Source organism: Halomonas sp. YLB-10 (assembly GCF_003856855.1).
Lineage (GTDB): Bacteria > Pseudomonadota > Gammaproteobacteria > Pseudomonadales > Halomonadaceae > Halomonas > Halomonas litopenaei.
Window position 1 is genome coordinate 207,661 of sequence record NZ_RRCU01000008.1, and the last position, 15,683, is coordinate 223,343.

Below are 15,683 nucleotides of genomic sequence, written 5' to 3' on the forward strand. Positions count from 1 at the left end.
TGGCCTTTCCGGTTACGTGATTCGGCCAGGGCTCAACCCGCGGCGATGGCGCCATGGCACGTCTAGTCCTCGCCAAAGCCCGTCTCGATATAGCGCTCAGGAATCGGGTGGCCGAAGCTGTCCACATAGCGCTGGTAGATCTGACCTTGCACCTTGCCCGAAAGCGCCTGGGGCGAGGGTGACGCCAGGCGCCCGTCGCGCTGGACGGCCAGTAGCGTGCGGGTACGCTCGCCGAAGGGATCCCGGGTGGCCGGCAGGCGCACGACCTGCGACGAGGCAACGGCCTGGGAGCTGGTCTGCGCGGTTCCTGTCTGCGCGGTTCCTGTCTGCTGCGCGCTGGCGCTGTCGGGCCAGAACACCAGCGCCAGGCTGACCAGCAGGCAGATAAGGGCGACGGTGACCAGCGTTCGCGGCTCGAGCAAGGTCTTTTTCGACAACAGGTTCGACAACATGGACAGGCGCTCCTTGCACGGATGGATGGATCGACGAGGCTTCATGACTCTTCACTCCCGGACGGCGCCCGCGCACGTGGTAGCGACTGCGATGCCGGAGCCGATGCAGAGAGCACCGTGGCTGAAGCGCTATCGCGCACGCCCACCAGCCTTGCATCCACGCCGAAGTGCCGGGCGGCGTCGGCGGCACGCTGCCGCTGTCCGCTGCGGCTCAGCGCCAGCACCAGATTGGCGGCGGCCTGCTCGTGCCCCGGGTCCAGCTCGAGCGCGGTGCGGAACTCCTCGGCAGCGGCCCGATTGTCCCCCGCCAGCATCAGCAGGTAGCCCAGGTCGTTGCGAATGCGTGGATCGATCGGCCGTGTCTGGCGGGCTTCGCGCATCAGCGCCAGCGCCTGCTCACGCCGTCCCTCACTGAATGCATTGCGGGCCATCCCGCGATAGCCGTCTGCGGCCAGGCAGGTGCCCAGCAGGGCCTCGTAGGCCCGGTCGCTGGCGACAGTGTCGCCGACGGCGCGTAGCGCCTCGCCCTCAAGCCGCCAGGCCAGCGGTAGACCATAGTCGCCGGCCTCTAGATGGGCCGCGGCCGAGCGCGGCTTGTCGTCGTCCAGCATGCGCTGGATCAGCGACAGCTCGACGCCGATCTCGGCGTCGTAGCGTCGGCCACAGGGGCCGACGCTCTGCTCCGGGGCGGCCCGCGAGATGTCCGGTGACAGCGCGCCCAGCGCCGCCATCGACGTCGGGCCATCCGGTGTACTCGAGCATCCGGTCATCAGCACCACACCGGTGACCAGCCACAGGGGACGCATCTTCGGTGATGGCGAGCGCTTGTTCAGCGTTTTTGTCATGCGCATGGGCGCCTCCAGCGATCCGTTGTCATGGTCCACCGAGCGACCCCATCAGGCCGCCCAGGTTGACCAGCGCAGGCCCTGCCATGACGATCAGCAGGGCGGGAAACAGGCACAGCATCATGACCAGCGACATGGTGCCGGAGAGCTGGCTGACCTTCTGTTGCAGCCGGGTACGCCGCTGCGCCCCGAGGCGATCGACCAGGGTCGCCAGACTGTCCCTGGCTCGCCCGCCGGTACGGGCGATCTGGGCGAACAGCAGAAAGAACTGCTCGACCCCTTCGCTGGCCTGCACCGCGGCCGCCTCTTCCAGCACCCGTTCCCGGTCCTGGCCGCTGTCGATACGATTGGCCACGACACGAAGCTCCAGCACCATGTCCGGGGTGGTCGCACCAAGCTGCTGGATCAGCCGGTTGAGCAGGCTCTCCAGGGTCATGCCGGTGTCCCACAGCATCCGCGTCACCTGCAGCACCAGCTCGATATCCTCGTCGAGTCGCCGAATACGTCGCCGCCGCTTGCGCTCCATGGCGAGCCAGCCGAGCCCGAGCGCGAAGCCTCCCCAGGCGGCTCCCATGACAACCACCGCCATCGGTGGCCTGCCACCGGCCAGCGCCAGAAGCCCCCCCAGCATCACCGCACCGACAGCGAGCACGCCCCAGGCCAGCAACACCGCAAGCTGCGCCTTGGCACCGACATGCCCACACTGGCGCAGGCGCAACGACAGTCGCGCCGCCATACCCTGCTGACGGGACCGACTACGCCACAGGCCACGCCCCTCGCGCAGCAGCCGGGATTCGTCGTGGCGTCGCTCGCCCTCGGCGCCCAGCGGCCGGCGGGCGCTGATCAACAGCAGTGACGCCGCCAGCGCCAACGCCATCACCGCCCCGCTCCACCATAGGTTCCACATCCGCGCCTCCTGTTCGTTATCGTCATGTCGCGACGCGCCCGGGTTTACACCGACTTGAGCATTCGCCACAGCAGCCAGCCGCCGCCGAGCTGCAGCGCCACCGCCAGCATCAACGCCTGGCGTCCGCCGGCGCTTTCGAGCATCGGTGCCAGAAATTCCGGCTGGGTGAAGTGGATAAACAGCGTCAACGCCAGCGGCGACAGTCCCAGCACCCAGGCGCTGACGCGGGTCTCGCCGGTCATGGCGGCGAGTTCTCGGCCACTTTGCTCGCGTTGATGCAGGGCCGAGGCGAAGGCGTCGAGCATCTCGGAAAGGCTGCCGCCGTGACGCTGATTGATGCGTATCGCGGTGGCCAGCAGCCGCAGTTCGTCGAGCCTGAGTATCTGGCCCTCCCGGGCCAGGCCCTCGTCCAGCTCCTGGCCCAGCTGGCGACGCAGCTTTACCCGGGAAAGGGCATCCGACAACGGCGGTCGAGAGCGCTTGATGGCCTGTTCGAAGGCGGTTTCCAGGCCCTGACCGGCGCTGAGCCCTCGCGTGATATGCCCAAGAAAGGGCCCAAGCTGGCGCCTCGCCCGGCGTCGCAGCCTCGCCGCCCTGAAGCGAATCAGGGCGTTGGCTGCCAGCACCATGACCAGCACCATGGCGGGGCCCCACACCGCCCCCAGCCGCGACAGCAGCAGCATCGCCAGCACCAGCAGGCAGCCTCCCGACAGCGCCACGACGGCCGGCGAGGCCGGCAGCCCCGCCGCGGTGAGCCTCTCCACCAGCCACTCCATCAACGAATCCTGGGACATCAGCCGCCGCCGGGCGGTGCGTGTGCCACCTGCGGCGCGTTCTGTAAGCGCACTGGCGCTCTTCAGCAGCAGCCAGGCGGCGCCCCCCAGGCACAGGGCTACCAGCGAAAACATCCCCCAGACCGTCATGGCGAAGGCTCCTGCAGGGAGCTCAGCAGCCGGCGCCAGCCGATCGGTGAGTCATCGTCGCCCGGTGGCTGCAGCGATGGCACCGCGCCACCGCCGGCTCGGTACAAGGGCTCCAGCTGGACTTCGCCGCACTGGAGACCACCGACTCGCAGTACCTCGGCCACCCGACGCTTGCCGTCGCTACCCCGCTCCACATGGACGATCAGATCGAGGGCGGTGGTGATGATCTGGCGTACCAGGGCGTCGGTGCCCTGAAAGCGTGACATCCGTACCATCATTTCCAGGCGCACCACGGCGTCGCCGGCGGAGTTGGCGTGCACCGTGCTCATGGAGCCCTGGTGGCCGGTATTCATGGCCTGCAGCATGTCGAGCACCTCGTCGCCCCGGCTCTCCCCCAGCAGCACCCGGTCAGGACGCATGCGCAGGGCGTTCTTGACCAGGGCGCTGGCGCCGACTTCGCCCTCGCCTTCGATGTTTGGCGCCCGGGTCTCGAGGCGTACCACGTGATGGCTGGCGAGTTGCAGCTCAGCGCTGTCCTCGATGGTCACCACCCGCTGGCTGGCCGGTATCGCCCCACTCAAGACGTTGAGCAGGGTGGTCTTGCCGGCACCGGTGCCGCCGCTGATCAGCACATTGCAGCGCTCTTCCACCGCCCGGCGCAGAAAGGTCATGAGGTTGGGCGGCACACTGCCCATGGCCACCAGGTCATCGGCACCCAGCGCCTCGCGGCGAAACTTGCGAATCGACACGCTGGGGCCATTGAGCGACAGCGGCGCGATGATGGCGTTGACCCGGGAGCCGTCGGCCAGTCGCGCGTCGACCATGGGGCTCGACTCGTCCAGCCGTTTACCCAGGGGGGCCAGCATGCGTCGCACCACCCTCAGCACATGGTCGTCGTCGAGGAAGTTGACCGCGCAGGGTTCGAGCCGACCACCGCGCTCGATAAACACCTGGGAATGGCCGTTGATCAGGATGTCCGAGATACCGTCATCGGCGAGCAGCGGCTCCAGCGGCCCAAAGCCATTGAGCTCGCGGCAGACACCTTCGACAAGCCGCTCGAGACACTCGTCGGAGCGGGCGTAGCCCCTGAGTCTGAGGGTCTCCTCGATCAGCTCCCGTACCCGCTGGCGTAGCTGCAGCGGATCGTCCAGCAGCCCCCGTGAATCATCCTCGAGGCGCTCGATGACCAGCTGGTGCAACTCGCTGACCAGCCCAGGCCCCACCACCGGGGCGGACTGGGGCTCAGTTTCCTGGACTCGCTTTTGACGAAAGTGCATGCATCCTCCTGATCGCCGAACACCAGCCGTCGAACGCCAACCTTCAGGGACTGAAGCCGACCTCGGAGACACGCTGGATCTCCTGGGCATCACGGGGATCGAACATCAGCTCGAGAAAATTGGGGTCATAGTCCTCGAAAGCCTCCCCAGGCATCGGCCCCAGATCGACGCCGGCAGCCAGTGGCCGCACCAGATGGGGGGTCACGATCATCACCAGCTCCTTCTCGTCGCGATCCAGTCGGGTGGAGCGAAAGAAGCTGCCGATCACCGGGATATCGCCAAGCCCCGGAATCTTGTCCACGCTCTGGATGATGTTGCGACTGACCAGGCCACTGATGATGAAGCTCTCGCCGTTGCCGAGCTGCACGGTGGTGTCGGTCCTGCGCACGTTGAGTGCCGGCACCGCCACTCCTGCGGTCTGCACGCCCCGGGAGAAGTCGAGTTCGGACACCTCGGGCGCCACCTTGAGCATGATCCGACGCTCATCGAGCACCGTCGGCGTCAGCTGCAGGCGGATACCGAACTCCTTGAAGTCGACGCTGATCTCGTCATCGCCGCTTTGCATCGGGAAGGGAAACTCGCCACCGGCCAGGAAGCTGGCGGTCTGGCCCGACAGGCTGACCAGGCTGGGTTCGGCCAGGGTGTAGGCGAAGCCGTTGGCGCTCAGCGCACTGATCGCCGACAGCACCCCGCTGGTGTTGACCTGGATGATCGAGAAGCCCCCGTCTCCGGCGTTGGGTGCCACCGCACCGCCAGAAAGGAAGTCGAGGGTCTCGTCGCTGCGCCCCAGCGCGAAGCGGGTGGAGCCGGCCTGGTTGCGACCGATGAAGAAGCCGGCCGAAGCCATGCGACTGCGGTTGACCTCGACGACGCGGATATCCGTCTGCACCTGAATAGGGCCTAGCTGCTGGCTGGCATCGATGGGAGGGGTAGCGAAGCGTGACACCGCCTGATCGTGGCGTTCCAACGACCTCGTAACGCCACGGATCTCGGCGCTGGAAGAATGGGGGGCCAGCGAGTACTCGCCTTCGAGCCCCTCGCCGCCGGCGGGACGTACCTGAATGAACGTCTCGCGGGGCTGACTGGCCCCCGCCGTCCACACCTTGAGGGTGGTGCTGCCCGGCCCCACCGCGGTGACCAGCAGCGAACGCGGGTCCAGAACCTGGGCCTCGACCACGTCGCCCCGCCCCACCGCCGTGCGGGTGATACGGCCGGGCTGGCCCAGCCACTCCTGATCGCCGACCGCCAGGGTCAGCGGCGGCTGTTGCGCCAGCGCCTGGCCGTTGCTTGCCGTGACACCGGCCAGCATAAGTGCCAGACCGAATACAAGGCCAAGCACCAGGCTGCGCCCAAGGCCGAACATCAGGCTCGGTGCCGAAGGGGCCGCGTTCGCCAGACGGCTAACCGGCGTTCCGGCGCACGTACCCCCGCGCCCCGATCTGCGTGGGACGATCTCATTGTCTCGCGTCATGGTCCTTCCTGTTCCCTGCGCGGGCGCGGTATCTCGCCTTTCCCTCGGCGACTACCGGCCTCTCGTTATGGTTGTCTGCCTGCTTCTTCCACCGCCGTCACGGCAGGGTGACCACGCTACGACTGGCGCCGACGTGCTGCACTACCCGATAGCCGGTCTGTGGCGGCGCGGGAGCACTTTTCGCTGCCGGTCGCTCGACACCGGTCAACTCCTCGAAGCTGACGGTCTGGCCCGGCTCACTGAGGCTCTGACCCAGGGATACCGGCAGGAAGCTGGCGCCGCCTGCCATCATGCGCAGATCATCGATCCCCTCGCCAAAGCCGGCGGCCTCCTCGCTGCCCACCACCGCCAGGCGCAGCCGCCCGGTGGTCTCGGCCAGCAGCAACCGGGCGGTCTCGGTCTCGGGCATCGCCAGCACCGCGGTGCGCTCTCCCCCCTTTTCGTCGTCACCGTCGACACCCACCAGTCGCTCACCGACCCCCAGCACCGACACGTCGGCAAACAGTCGTCGTGCCAGGCGATGTCGCTCGCCACCTTCCCCCTGAGCCTCGGCAAAATAGAGCACGTCGACTCGATCCCCCGGGGCGACGAAACCTCCGCCCCCGATCACTGCATCGATGCCGACCCCCACCGCGCGAAAGCCCGGAGGCACCACCTCGGCCAGAGCGCTGCCACCGACAAAGCCGCTTTCACGCAGCACGTCGCCTTCCGCCAGAGGACGTGCCAGGCGCGTGTCGGGCAACTGATCGAGAGCAGAGAAGGTGCTTGCAGGCGGCTCGGGGAAGTAGGCCAGGCGCAACGCGTCTTCGAGATCGGCAGGGCGCTCCCCCGCTGCCAGGTCCCTGGCCGCCACCAGAACCGGATGGCCCAGAGGTTCGGGGGTGGGCTCGGGGCCTGACACCGAATCGACGCTCGTCGTCATCGCGGTGCGACTTAGCGACCAGCCGATAAAGGCCATGACACAGGCAAGTACTACCAACCCGACGGCTGCCCAGCGCAACACCATTGGCGACATTCAAGCAACTCCCTTAGCATTCTAATATAAATCAATCGCAAATAAGACGGAGCGCATATTAGGGATCTTCGGTTGTCGGCGGGTTAATCGTATTGCTGATATTTTCGACAAAAGTGTTTAGCGCTTCCGGTATTCCCCCACTACTAAACGCGGCCACCAAGGCTACGGCTATAAGCGCAATAATGACCGCATACTCGATCGCGCTGGCTCCGCGCTGCCCACGGTAGCGGGGGTGATTCAGGGAGGAAATCTTGCGCACAGGGGCCGCCTCGCCCCGGGAAAAGCGCTGGAATACTTTCATTTTGACACTCCTGCGTAAAATCGTTTTTTTCTTTGTATATCGTCAGCTTTTCGCGAGTGATTCCTGTTTTCTTCTTATACCTCCTGCCTCTTATTAATCCTTTTTTATTAATATCGACCTCTCTTTATTAGTAGTCATCCTGACTATTTTTGTCATCCTCTAGAATGAAACCAAACGTATCTATTGATTAACAGGAGATACAGATTGTTTCATCACACGAGATGACACTTGAATGATATATCGGACATTTCAACTCCAGGCATGGCCCTGCCCTGAGCAACCACTTCCCGCGACGCGACCGCCATGCCTGGCGACGGCATTACCTTGAGGCCGTCGCCTTGGGGTCATGGCCTTGACCCCCTTCCCCCATCACCGGACACTTGCCCACCTCGCCGCCGTCCCGTAGCGCCCTTGCCTTCAGCCGAACAGGCCTTTCATCGTGTCGACCTCCACCAGCACCTTCTCGTCCACCCTCGAACGCCTGCCGCGCATCGCCGGCCTGGCCTGGCCGATCATCCTGTCCAATATCACGGTGCCGCTGCTGGGCCTCGTCGACACCGCCGTGGTCGGCCACCTGCCCGACTCACGCTACCTGGCCGGAGTGACGCTGGGCGCGACCCTGTTCGGCTTCCTCTACTGGGGGTTTGGCTTTCTGCGCATGGGGACCACCGGCCTGACCTCCCAGGCGCTGGGACGCGAGCGCGACGATCAGGTGCGCCATCTGCTGGGGCAGTCGTTGCTGTTGGCAGGAGGGATCGGACTTGCGCTGATCCTGCTGGGTGACCCGCTGATCGCGCTGGGGCTATGGCTACTGGATGGAAGCCCCGAGGCTACCGGGCTCGCCGAGAGCTATGCCGCCATTCGTCTGCTGTCGGCGCCAGCGGTGCTGGCCAACTACGCCATCCTCGGCTGGTTCCTCGGCCAGCAGAACAGTCGGGTGACGCTGTTGCTGCTGCTGACCAACAACGGCGTCAATATCGTGCTCGATGTGCTGTTCGTGGTGGGCCTCGACATGACCAGCGACGGCGTGGCCTGGGCCACGGTAATCGCCGACTACACCACCGCCGCCCTGGGGCTGTGGCTGTGCCGTCGACGCCTGGGCCGACTGGGTGGACATTTCGAGCGGGCGCGACTGTTGACCATTGGCGCCTACCGGGAGCTGTTCTCGGTCAACGCCAACCTGTTCGTGCGCACCCTTGGCCTGCTGTTCGCCCAGGCCTTCTTTACCGCCCAGGGGGCGTCCCAGGGGGACACCGTGCTGGCCGCCAACGCGGTGCTGCTGCAGTTCATCATGCTGACCTCCTACGGCCTGGACGGCTTCGCCAACGCCGCCGAGGCCCTCACCGGTCACGCCATCGGTCGCCGTCGTTTCGATGACTTCGCGCTGTCGGTGCGCGCGGCGGCGTTGTGCTCGCTGGCCACCGCGGCCCTGGCAAGCCTCGCCTTCGCGCTGGGTGGCAACGCCCTGATCGCGCTGCTTACCGGCCTGCCGGAGGTGCGCGCCACGGCGGCCCAGTTTCTGCCCTGGATGGTCGCCATGCCGCTGATCGCGGTGTGGAGCTACCTGCTCGATGGGGTCTTCATCGGCGCCACCGCGATTGCCGAAATGCGCAACTCCATCTTCATCGGTCTGGCGGTCTATCTGCCGCTGTGGTGGCTGACCCAGGGGCTCGGCAACCACGGCCTGTGGCTGGCCTTTACGACCTTTACCGCAGTGCGCTCGGCGGTACTTGTGACCTACTATCTTCGCTATCGCAGCACGCGCTGGCGTGACACTGCCTGAGGAGCGACGGCCGAAGATCACCGATGGTGAATGTGCCGAGACGTTATCTGCCTTACAGGTGGTTTTGACTCACGGGCGCCTGCTGCGGCACCGTTGACTCCCAGTGGCCCGGGAAGGCCCTCTTTCACAACCAGAAGAAGCGATACACGCCATGCTGAGAGCATTGTCACGACCCGCCGTGAAACTGGTGGAACGCTATCTGCCAGATCCCTACATCTTCGTCCTGTTGCTGACGATCATCGCCGCCGCAGCAGCCATCGCCATCGAACGCCAGTCGCCCATGGCCGTGCTCACCTATTGGGGTGACGGCTTCTGGAACCTGCTGAGCTTCTCCATGCAGATGCTGCTGGTGCTGGTCACCGGCTTCATGCTGGCAAGCTCACCGCCGGTCAAGCGACTGCTGCAGAGCCTGGCAGGCCTTGCCAACAATGCCGGCGCTGCCATCCTGCTGGTGACCCTGGTGTCGCTGGCGGCCAGCTGGATCAACTGGGGCTTCGGTCTGGTGGTCGGCGCCCTGTTCGCCAAGGAGCTGGCCCGGGTCATTCGGGTGGACTATCGCCTGCTGGTGGCCAGCGCCTACTCCGGCTTCGTGGTCTGGCACGGTGGTCTTGCCGGCTCGGTGCCGCTGACCATCGCCACCGATGGCCACTTCTCGGTGGAGCAGATCGGCGTGATCGGCACCAGCGAGACGATCTTCTCCTACTTCAACCTGTTGATCGTGCTAGCTCTTTTCATCGCGGTGCCGCTGGTCAACCGGCTGATGCTGCCCGGCGAAAAGGAAAGCGTCTACGTCGATCCGGCGCTGCTGGGAGATGACGAGGACCGTCGGGTACGCATCACCCGCCCGGCCGAGCGCCTCGAGAACAGCATGACTCTGGCGCTGCTGGTAGGCGTACCGGGTCTGATCTATCTAATCAGCTACTTCGTCGGCGGCGGCGGTCTGAACCTGAACGTGGTCAACTTCATGTTCCTGTTCCTGGCCATCATCCTCCACCGCACCCCCCAGAGCCTGCTCAACAGCCTGCACGAGGGCATCAAGGGTGGCGCCGGCATCGTCATCCAGTTCCCCTTCTACGCCGGCATCATGGCCATCATGATCCAGTCGGGACTGGCCGAGACCATGTCCGAGGCGATGATCTCCTTTGCCACCGAGACCAGCCTGCCGTTCTGGACCTTCCTCAGCGCAGGCATCGTCAACATGTTCGTGCCCTCCGGCGGCGGCCAGTGGGCGGTTCAGGCCCCGGTGGTCATTCCTGCCGCCCAGGCGCTTGGCGTAGATATTCCCCGTGCAGCCATGGCCGTGGCCTGGGGTGACGCCTGGACCAACCTGCTGCAGCCCTTCTGGGCGCTGCCGGTACTTGGCATCGCCGGGCTAAAGGCCAAGGACATCATGGGCTTCTGCCTGATCCAGTTGTTCGTCACCGGTATCATCATCTCGGTCTGCCTGACCTGGCTGTAGAGGCCTCCCGGAGCGTCAGCCGGGCGCCTGGCGGCCTGTACAGCCGAGGCGACAACTGACTTTCAACGAGCGCCTTGTCCCCTTGCCGGGGGGCAAGGCGTTATGCTGTGGTGGAGCGCCAGACAGACGCCAACAGCCCCCCCCCCCGCGCACCGTATTCCGAGGAAACTTCGATGGCAGAGCAGAGCCTACCGGGTCAGCACGAATTGAGCATGACCGTACTGATGACCCCCGACATGGCCAATTTCAGTGGCAAGGTACACGGTGGCGCCATCCTCAAGAAGCTCGACGAGGTCGCCTACGCCTGCGCCAGTCGCTACTCGGGCCATTATGTGGTGACCCTGTCGGTGGACCAGGTGCGCTTCAAGCAACCGATCCACGTGGGCGAGCTGGTGACTTTTCTGGCCAGCGTCAACCATGTGGGCCGCTCTTCCATGGAGATCGGCATCAAGGTGGTGGCGGAGGACATCCGCCAGAAGGTCATTCGCCACACCAACAGCTGCTACCTGACCATGGTGGCGGTGGACCCCGACGGCCGCCCGGCCTCGGTGCCTCCGCTGACCCTGGACACGCCGATCCGCAAGCTGCGCTACGAAAAAGCCGCGCTGCGCAAGAAGTTACGCAAGCAGGCCGAAGAGGAAGAAATGCGAACGAACCAGGAACTGGGCGAGCGCTGAAGGTGTGTCATCGCCCGACAGCTCGATAGGTCTTCACACAACAAGTCCACACAACAAGTCCACACAACAAGGCCGCCCCGAAGGGCGGCCTTGTCGATTGCCGGGCGGGCAGCGTGACGCTCAGCCGCAGGCCAGCTCACGGATGACATCGGCATCATCCAGGCGCACGTTGAGGCGATCCAGCCGCAGGTCCATGGTGGCAACCCCGCCGGGACGCAGCACCCGCACCGTCTTGGCCCCGCTCTCGGCCTTGAGCCGTTCATCGAAGCTGGCGTCGTAGCTCTGGCCGACCAGGCCCTGCACCGCCTCGGCGTCGCAGGCCTCGGCCATGGGAGCGCGCTCCGGCGGCAGCGGTGCCGGTTCGCCGGATCCGCCGGACGACGACGAGCAGCCGGCCAGAGCCGCGACCAGCAGCAGGGGAAGAAGTGGTTTCATCGATGGCCTCCAGTGCCAGAAATCCTTGTGCAAGCGCCCGCCAGCCTCGTATCGCTGCAGCGCGCCTCAAAACCTATCACGGCGCTGCGCCTGACGGACAGGCCGTGGTCAACTCGTTGCCAACTGACAGACCTGGCGGTCGGGACGACGAACATGGAACCTGTTGGAGACAGCAATGGCGGGAAAGTTCCGACGGAGAAACAGATAGCGCGAGTCAGCAGAGGCACGGCGACAAAGAGCACCCATGGGGAGAACAGCGACGACGAGGCGGCTCACCGCCGTGGTTCTTCTCGCTGCCCCTACGTTTCCTGGCTCGGTCTAGCGGGAACGTTTCCGGCTAGACCGAGCCTTTCTGGCTAGCTGGAGCTTTTCTGGATCGCCTCTCCACCCTTCTCGATATCCTCGCCCACCCCACGAACGGTGTTGCAGCCGTTCAACAGCGCCAGGGTGAATACTGATACCAGAATCAACGACAGCATCCTTTTCATGGTTCCTATCTCCTTGCAGCCAGGCAGGTAAGCGAAATACATCATCCTCTGACAATCTAGCACGATCACCGCCCATCGCTAGCCTCCCAGCCAACGCTCGGACGAGGTAATCCGCCACACGGCACAACGCCAGACGCCGTCCGGCTACTGCGAAGCCCCTCACGACAGCGCCAGCTTGAGAATGATCACGGCAATCACCGCCACCGTCAGCCACTTGACCACCATGGCGCCACGGGAACTCATGTTGACCTTCACCGCCAGCCAGGCCCCGGTCATGCTGCCGGCAGCCAGCACCAGGCCGTAGCTCCAGCGCACCTGGTCGTGCCACAGGAAGATGGCCAGCGCCGGCAGGGTGTAGACCAGGATGATCAGTACCTTGAAGGCGTTGACCTGGCCAAGATCGATCTTGAGCATGCGATAGAGCACGATCATGAACAGGATGCCGACACCCACCTGCAGAAAGCCGCCATAGAGCCCGATGACAAACATCGCCAGATAGACCCCAGGGGTCAGTCGCTCGACGGTCAGCGGGCGGGTGTCGAGCTTCGGCTGGGGCAACAGCATGATGATCGCCGCGGCCACCATCACCACCATCAAAATGGTTTCGAACAGGGCGTCGCTGACCCTGAGCGCCAGCCACACCCCCAGCATCGAGCCCAGTACCGCGGGCACCGACAGGCGCAGGCTGAGACGGATATGACGGGCACCGGCGCGGAAGAAGTTGGCCACCGCCGACACGCTCTGCAGGGTGATCGACACCCGGTTGGTACCGTTGGCCACCTGCGGCGGCAGGCCCAGAAACATCAACAGCGGCAGGGTCAGCATCGACCCCCCGGCCGCCAGCACATTGATAAAACCTGCCACGATACCCGCAAGCAGCAGGGCCACTCCCTCGACTGGCGTCATCTGTCGTCCTCTGTTCGAATCATCTGCGTTGTCACCCTGCCCACCCGCTCTGATGTACCCTAGGCGCTGGACACCATCCTGGAGGCCTTGCATGAGCGACTTCGTCGTCGATCCGCGCCTCGTCGCGGACAGCTACCCCATCACCGAACTGCCACTGTGTCAGCTGCGGCTGATGGACGACGCCCGCTATCCCTGGCTGGTGCTGATCCCGCGCCGCGCCGAGGTGAGCGAGGTGTACGATCTGTCCGAACAGGACCAGCAGCAGCTATGGCGAGAGGCCACCCGCATCGGCAAGGCGTTGAAGGCCTATGCCAGCGGCGACAAGCTCAATATCGCCAGCCTCGGCAATATGGTCGCGCAACTGCACATCCACGTCATCGTTCGCCACCAGGGAGACCCCGCCTGGCCTGGCCCGGTGTGGGGTCAGGGGCAGGCGACGCCCTACGACAAGGACAGCCTTGCCGCCACCAAGGACCGTATCCTGGCGCTGGCAGGCGGGCTTTCCTTCAAGGGTTGAACGAGACGGTGTCATGCTCGGGGCAGTGCCCCAGGCATGGCCCCGGGCCGCCAGATAGCGGACTACAGCCCAGGTCCCATCGCGAAAGCCAGGTCGAAGCGGCCTGGCTCAGGCTCCCAGTCCCCCTGGTCGCCCTCCGGGGGACATCAGTGGCAGGCTGGGGTCGCTGGCGCCGACCTGAGACATCAGCAGGATCCCGAGCCCCGCGATCAACAGCCCCCCGGTCAGCGCCACCAGCGCGCCCAGCCGCGCCATCACTCGACCACGAGCGGCAGAGGTCCGTGCGGCACGAGCGGCGACCCAGTCCCGCGCCAACACGCTGGCAAGCCCCAGCGTCGATACCGTCAAGGCAGTACCCAGCGACATGGCCAGTACCGCAGCCCCCCCCATCCAGGGCTGGCCGAGCAGGCTGGTCACCCCCATCAGCAGCACCGCCCCTGAGCAGGGTCTTGCGCCGATCGCCAGCACCGCAAGCCAGGCCTCCCGACGCGGCCCGTGGGGCGAGACATGATGATGGCCGGAGCAGCAATCGTGGTGTTCGTGGTGACCGTGGTATTGGTGGTGGCGGCGCGGTTCATGAGGGCCATGGTGGCCATCATGAGAAGGCGCCGGGTCCGCCGAGGAAGATCGCGCGATCTTGAGCAGTCGTCCAAGCGCCCGTGCACTCAGCCACAGGCCCAGCAGCGCGACCAGCGCAAAGCTCAGTCGCTCAACCCAGACCACGCTGCCCAGGGCCTCCCGGGTCAGCCAGCCAAGCCCCTGCACCAGCGCCAGGATCAGCACGATGGCCACCGCACCCTGCAGCAGGGCGGCCGCCACCGACAGCGCCAGGGCCCGCCGCCAGGCTCCGCCCTGGGAGACCAGGTAGGCACTGATCACGGCCTTGCCGTGGCCTGGCCCGGCGGCATGGAAGACACCGTAGAACAGGCTCAGGCCGATCAAGGTCAGCCAGGCGTCGGAGGAAGGCGTCCGGTCGAGCAGCGTTACCGCCTGGGTCAAGCGGCGGTGCAGGTCGGCCTGCATGGCGATGACCCAGTGTCCGAGGGCGTCCAGCGCTCCGCTGGCCTCGAGCGCCAGGATGAGCACCGCCACCACGCCCAGCGCCAGAGCCAGCTGCAGCCAGGGTCGTTGCCTGCTCAGCATGACACCCGCCCCGTCTCGGCAAAGAAGCGACCGAGCCCCTGGGGGGCGCTATCGTCGACATCGAGCTGGGCCGCCGCCATGACCTTCTCGGGATCGGGGTCGGCGACGATGATCGACGCCTGACAGGCATCCGGCACGCTCAACGCCTGGGCCAGAGGCCCCTCGTCGTCGGCTTCGTGCACCACCTCGACGTAGTAGGAGGGATCGAAGACGCGATATTCCAGGGTACTGCCGGCAAGGTCCTGAGGCTCGGCCAGCGGCAGCCGAAAGTGCAGCACCACGCGCTCGTCACGGGCCATCACCGTGGCTTCGCTGACCGCTGCGAAGGCCAGCGCCTTGCCGTCGACCTCGGCCTCGGTAAAGAAGTCCCGAGGCGCAAGATTGACCAGCATGTCGCCCCCCAGGCGATCCAGCGCGGCGTCCTGGCCATCCTCGGCGGCGCGAGCCTCCTCGAGCAGCACCAGGCTGTAGAAGGGATCCAGGCGCCACACCTGGCGCAGGGCGGTGACCCTGCCCTGGTCGTCGGTCTCGAGCGTCACCGACAGATCCACCCAGCTATGGGGATGCGCCATCGCCAGTGTGGCGGGCGCCAGCCACAGGCCGGCGCCCAGCGCGAGAGACAGAAGAAATGCCGCCACGGCGCGGCGATGCAAGTCCAAAGCGGCCTGAAATCCGGCCACAGCACGCGAGAGATAGATCAACGGGCGAGTCTTCCTTGTAGTTCGACAAACAGGGGTTCCACCACTGCAGGCGGCAGGCGCCGCCCGCCACGGTAACCTTGCAGCGAGACGCTGGCACCGGAGGCGCCGGCAGGCTCGACCCGCGCCTCGATGCGATAGCCCGGCGGACGTGCCAGGGAGGCGTCGATACGCCCCAGTTCGCCGTCGGCCTGGGTGATGACATAGCCCTGCTCCATCAGCATCGCCAGGGTTTCGTTCAGGGCCGGCCCGGGCGCTACCGCGACCAGCATCTGGCGCGGCGGCTCGGCTACCGACGATGAGCTGGCGCACCCCGACAGCCAGACGGCCATCAGTACCACCGCCAGCGCCAGCAGTCTCTTTCCGGGGGCCTTTCCCTCCACTGA

Annotated in this window: 18 protein-coding genes; 4 read left to right on the forward strand and 14 right to left on the reverse strand. The window is 65.7% G+C overall.

Features of this window, described 5'->3' with window-relative positions; translation table 11 throughout:
* Positions 1-62: 62 nt before the first annotated feature.
* The 8 genes from EBB56_RS18025 to EBB56_RS18060 all read right to left on the reverse strand — a co-directional run bounded on the left by EBB56_RS18025 (position 63) and on the right by EBB56_RS18060 (position 7,191).
* Positions 63-497 carry a DUF3613 domain-containing protein gene (locus EBB56_RS18025; RefSeq protein WP_108131154.1) on the reverse strand — a complete coding sequence of 145 codons (435 nt, stop codon included), beginning with the start codon at positions 495-497 and terminating at the stop codon, positions 63-65.
* Positions 494-1,303 (reverse strand): M48 family metallopeptidase, encoded by an 810-nt coding sequence (locus EBB56_RS18030; RefSeq protein WP_124804982.1) that lies wholly within the window; start codon positions 1,301-1,303, stop codon positions 494-496. Before EBB56_RS18030 ends, EBB56_RS18025 begins: the two co-directional genes overlap by 4 nt.
* A 22-nt stretch (positions 1,304-1,325) precedes the next feature.
* Entirely contained in the window at positions 1,326-2,204 is an 879-nt protein-coding gene (locus EBB56_RS18035) for a type II secretion system F family protein (protein ID WP_108448447.1), read from the reverse strand.
* 44 nt (positions 2,205-2,248) lie between these two features.
* Positions 2,249-3,127 (reverse strand): type II secretion system F family protein, encoded by an 879-nt coding sequence (locus tag EBB56_RS18040; protein WP_124804983.1) that lies wholly within the window; start codon positions 3,125-3,127, stop codon positions 2,249-2,251.
* Positions 3,124-4,404 (reverse strand): CpaF family protein, encoded by a 1,281-nt coding sequence (locus EBB56_RS18045; protein ID WP_124804984.1) that lies wholly within the window; start codon positions 4,402-4,404, stop codon positions 3,124-3,126. The genes EBB56_RS18040 and EBB56_RS18045 overlap by 4 nt, the downstream gene beginning before the upstream one ends.
* 43 nt (positions 4,405-4,447) lie before the next feature.
* Positions 4,448-5,767 carry a type II and III secretion system protein family protein gene (locus tag EBB56_RS18050; RefSeq protein ID WP_185696474.1) on the reverse strand — a complete coding sequence of 440 codons (1,320 nt, stop codon included), beginning with the start codon at positions 5,765-5,767 and terminating at the stop codon, positions 4,448-4,450.
* Between the two features lie 205 nt (positions 5,768-5,972).
* Positions 5,973-6,890 (reverse strand): Flp pilus assembly protein CpaB, encoded by a 918-nt coding sequence (gene cpaB, locus EBB56_RS18055; protein WP_052704229.1) that lies wholly within the window; start codon positions 6,888-6,890, stop codon positions 5,973-5,975.
* Positions 6,891-6,948: 58 nt separating this feature from the next.
* Complete coding sequence (locus EBB56_RS18060; RefSeq protein ID WP_108131149.1) at positions 6,949-7,191, reverse strand: Flp family type IVb pilin; 243 nt, start codon at positions 7,189-7,191, stop codon at positions 6,949-6,951.
* Positions 7,192-7,630: 439 nt separating this feature from the next.
* Here EBB56_RS18060 and EBB56_RS18065 point away from each other — a divergent pair, with 439 nt between their 5' ends.
* The 3 genes from EBB56_RS18065 (at position 7,631) to EBB56_RS18075 (ending at position 11,110) form a co-directional block, all read left to right on the forward strand.
* On the forward strand, positions 7,631-8,974 hold the full coding sequence (locus EBB56_RS18065; protein WP_231498423.1) for an MATE family efflux transporter: 1,344 nt from the start codon (positions 7,631-7,633) through the stop codon (positions 8,972-8,974).
* A gap of 151 nt (positions 8,975-9,125) precedes the next feature.
* Entirely contained in the window at positions 9,126-10,433 is a 1,308-nt protein-coding gene (locus EBB56_RS18070) for a short-chain fatty acid transporter (RefSeq protein WP_045991402.1), read from the forward strand.
* A gap of 173 nt (positions 10,434-10,606) precedes the next feature.
* Entirely contained in the window at positions 10,607-11,110 is a 504-nt protein-coding gene (locus EBB56_RS18075) for an acyl-CoA thioesterase (RefSeq protein ID WP_045991401.1), read from the forward strand.
* Between the two features lie 120 nt (positions 11,111-11,230).
* Here EBB56_RS18075 and EBB56_RS18080 read toward each other — a convergent pair whose 3' ends face one another.
* The 3 genes from EBB56_RS18080 to EBB56_RS18090 form a co-directional block, all read right to left on the reverse strand.
* Complete coding sequence (locus EBB56_RS18080) at positions 11,231-11,545, reverse strand: I78 family peptidase inhibitor (RefSeq protein ID WP_045991400.1); 315 nt, start codon at positions 11,543-11,545, stop codon at positions 11,231-11,233.
* A gap of 356 nt (positions 11,546-11,901) precedes the next feature.
* On the reverse strand, positions 11,902-12,033 hold the full coding sequence (locus tag EBB56_RS18085; protein ID WP_045991399.1) for an entericidin A/B family lipoprotein: 132 nt from the start codon (positions 12,031-12,033) through the stop codon (positions 11,902-11,904).
* Positions 12,034-12,192: 159 nt separating this feature from the next.
* Positions 12,193-12,939 carry a sulfite exporter TauE/SafE family protein gene (locus EBB56_RS18090; RefSeq protein WP_124804986.1) on the reverse strand — a complete coding sequence of 249 codons (747 nt, stop codon included), beginning with the start codon at positions 12,937-12,939 and terminating at the stop codon, positions 12,193-12,195.
* Between the two features lie 91 nt (positions 12,940-13,030).
* On the opposite strand from EBB56_RS18090, the gene EBB56_RS18095 reads away from it, so the two are divergent.
* The gene (locus EBB56_RS18095) at positions 13,031-13,456 is read left to right on the forward strand and encodes an HIT domain-containing protein (RefSeq protein ID WP_045991397.1); all 426 of its coding nucleotides are present in this window, start codon (positions 13,031-13,033) and stop codon (positions 13,454-13,456) included.
* Positions 13,457-13,564: 108 nt separating this feature from the next.
* Here EBB56_RS18095 and EBB56_RS18100 read toward each other — a convergent pair whose 3' ends face one another.
* From EBB56_RS18100 to EBB56_RS18110, 3 genes are read right to left on the reverse strand one after another with little or no spacing between them, the layout of a single operon-like run.
* The gene (locus EBB56_RS18100) at positions 13,565-14,599 is read right to left on the reverse strand and encodes a nickel/cobalt transporter (RefSeq protein ID WP_124804987.1); all 1,035 of its coding nucleotides are present in this window, start codon (positions 14,597-14,599) and stop codon (positions 13,565-13,567) included.
* Positions 14,593-15,237, reverse strand: coding sequence for a DUF1007 family protein (locus tag EBB56_RS18105; protein WP_231498421.1), 645 nt, complete (start codon positions 15,235-15,237; stop codon positions 14,593-14,595). The genes EBB56_RS18100 and EBB56_RS18105 overlap by 7 nt, the downstream gene beginning before the upstream one ends.
* A gap of 59 nt (positions 15,238-15,296) precedes the next feature.
* Entirely contained in the window at positions 15,297-15,680 is a 384-nt protein-coding gene (locus EBB56_RS18110) for a hypothetical protein (protein ID WP_260425389.1), read from the reverse strand.
* Positions 15,681-15,683 lie beyond the last annotated feature (3 nt).

Excerpts from the sequence above, each read along its gene's own strand:
- EBB56_RS18050 (WP_185696474.1), bottom strand. The coding sequence starts at position 5,767 with ATGTTCGGCCTTGGGCGCAGCCTGGTGCTTGGCCTTGTATTCGGTCTG.
- EBB56_RS18030 (WP_124804982.1), bottom strand. The coding sequence starts at position 1,303 with ATGCGCATGACAAAAACGCTGAACAAGCGCTCGCCATCACCGAAGATG.
- EBB56_RS18070 (WP_045991402.1), top strand. The coding sequence starts at position 9,126 with ATGCTGAGAGCATTGTCACGACCCGCCGTGAAACTGGTGGAACGCTAT.
- EBB56_RS18095 (WP_045991397.1), top strand. The coding sequence starts at position 13,031 with ATGAGCGACTTCGTCGTCGATCCGCGCCTCGTCGCGGACAGCTACCCC.
- EBB56_RS18035 (WP_108448447.1), bottom strand. The coding sequence starts at position 2,204 with ATGTGGAACCTATGGTGGAGCGGGGCGGTGATGGCGTTGGCGCTGGCG.
- EBB56_RS18045 (WP_124804984.1), bottom strand. The coding sequence starts at position 4,404 with ATGCACTTTCGTCAAAAGCGAGTCCAGGAAACTGAGCCCCAGTCCGCC.
- EBB56_RS18090 (WP_124804986.1), bottom strand. The coding sequence starts at position 12,939 with ATGACGCCAGTCGAGGGAGTGGCCCTGCTGCTTGCGGGTATCGTGGCA.
- EBB56_RS18085 (WP_045991399.1), bottom strand. The coding sequence starts at position 12,033 with ATGAAAAGGATGCTGTCGTTGATTCTGGTATCAGTATTCACCCTGGCG.
- EBB56_RS18080 (WP_045991400.1), bottom strand. The coding sequence starts at position 11,545 with ATGAAACCACTTCTTCCCCTGCTGCTGGTCGCGGCTCTGGCCGGCTGC.
- cpaB (WP_052704229.1), bottom strand. The coding sequence starts at position 6,890 with ATGTCGCCAATGGTGTTGCGCTGGGCAGCCGTCGGGTTGGTAGTACTT.
- EBB56_RS18075 (WP_045991401.1), top strand. The coding sequence starts at position 10,607 with ATGGCAGAGCAGAGCCTACCGGGTCAGCACGAATTGAGCATGACCGTA.
- EBB56_RS18025 (WP_108131154.1), bottom strand. The coding sequence starts at position 497 with ATGAAGCCTCGTCGATCCATCCATCCGTGCAAGGAGCGCCTGTCCATG.
- EBB56_RS18100 (WP_124804987.1), bottom strand. The coding sequence starts at position 14,599 with ATGCTGAGCAGGCAACGACCCTGGCTGCAGCTGGCTCTGGCGCTGGGC.
- EBB56_RS18040 (WP_124804983.1), bottom strand. The coding sequence starts at position 3,127 with ATGACGGTCTGGGGGATGTTTTCGCTGGTAGCCCTGTGCCTGGGGGGC.
- EBB56_RS18060 (WP_108131149.1), bottom strand. The coding sequence starts at position 7,191 with ATGAAAGTATTCCAGCGCTTTTCCCGGGGCGAGGCGGCCCCTGTGCGC.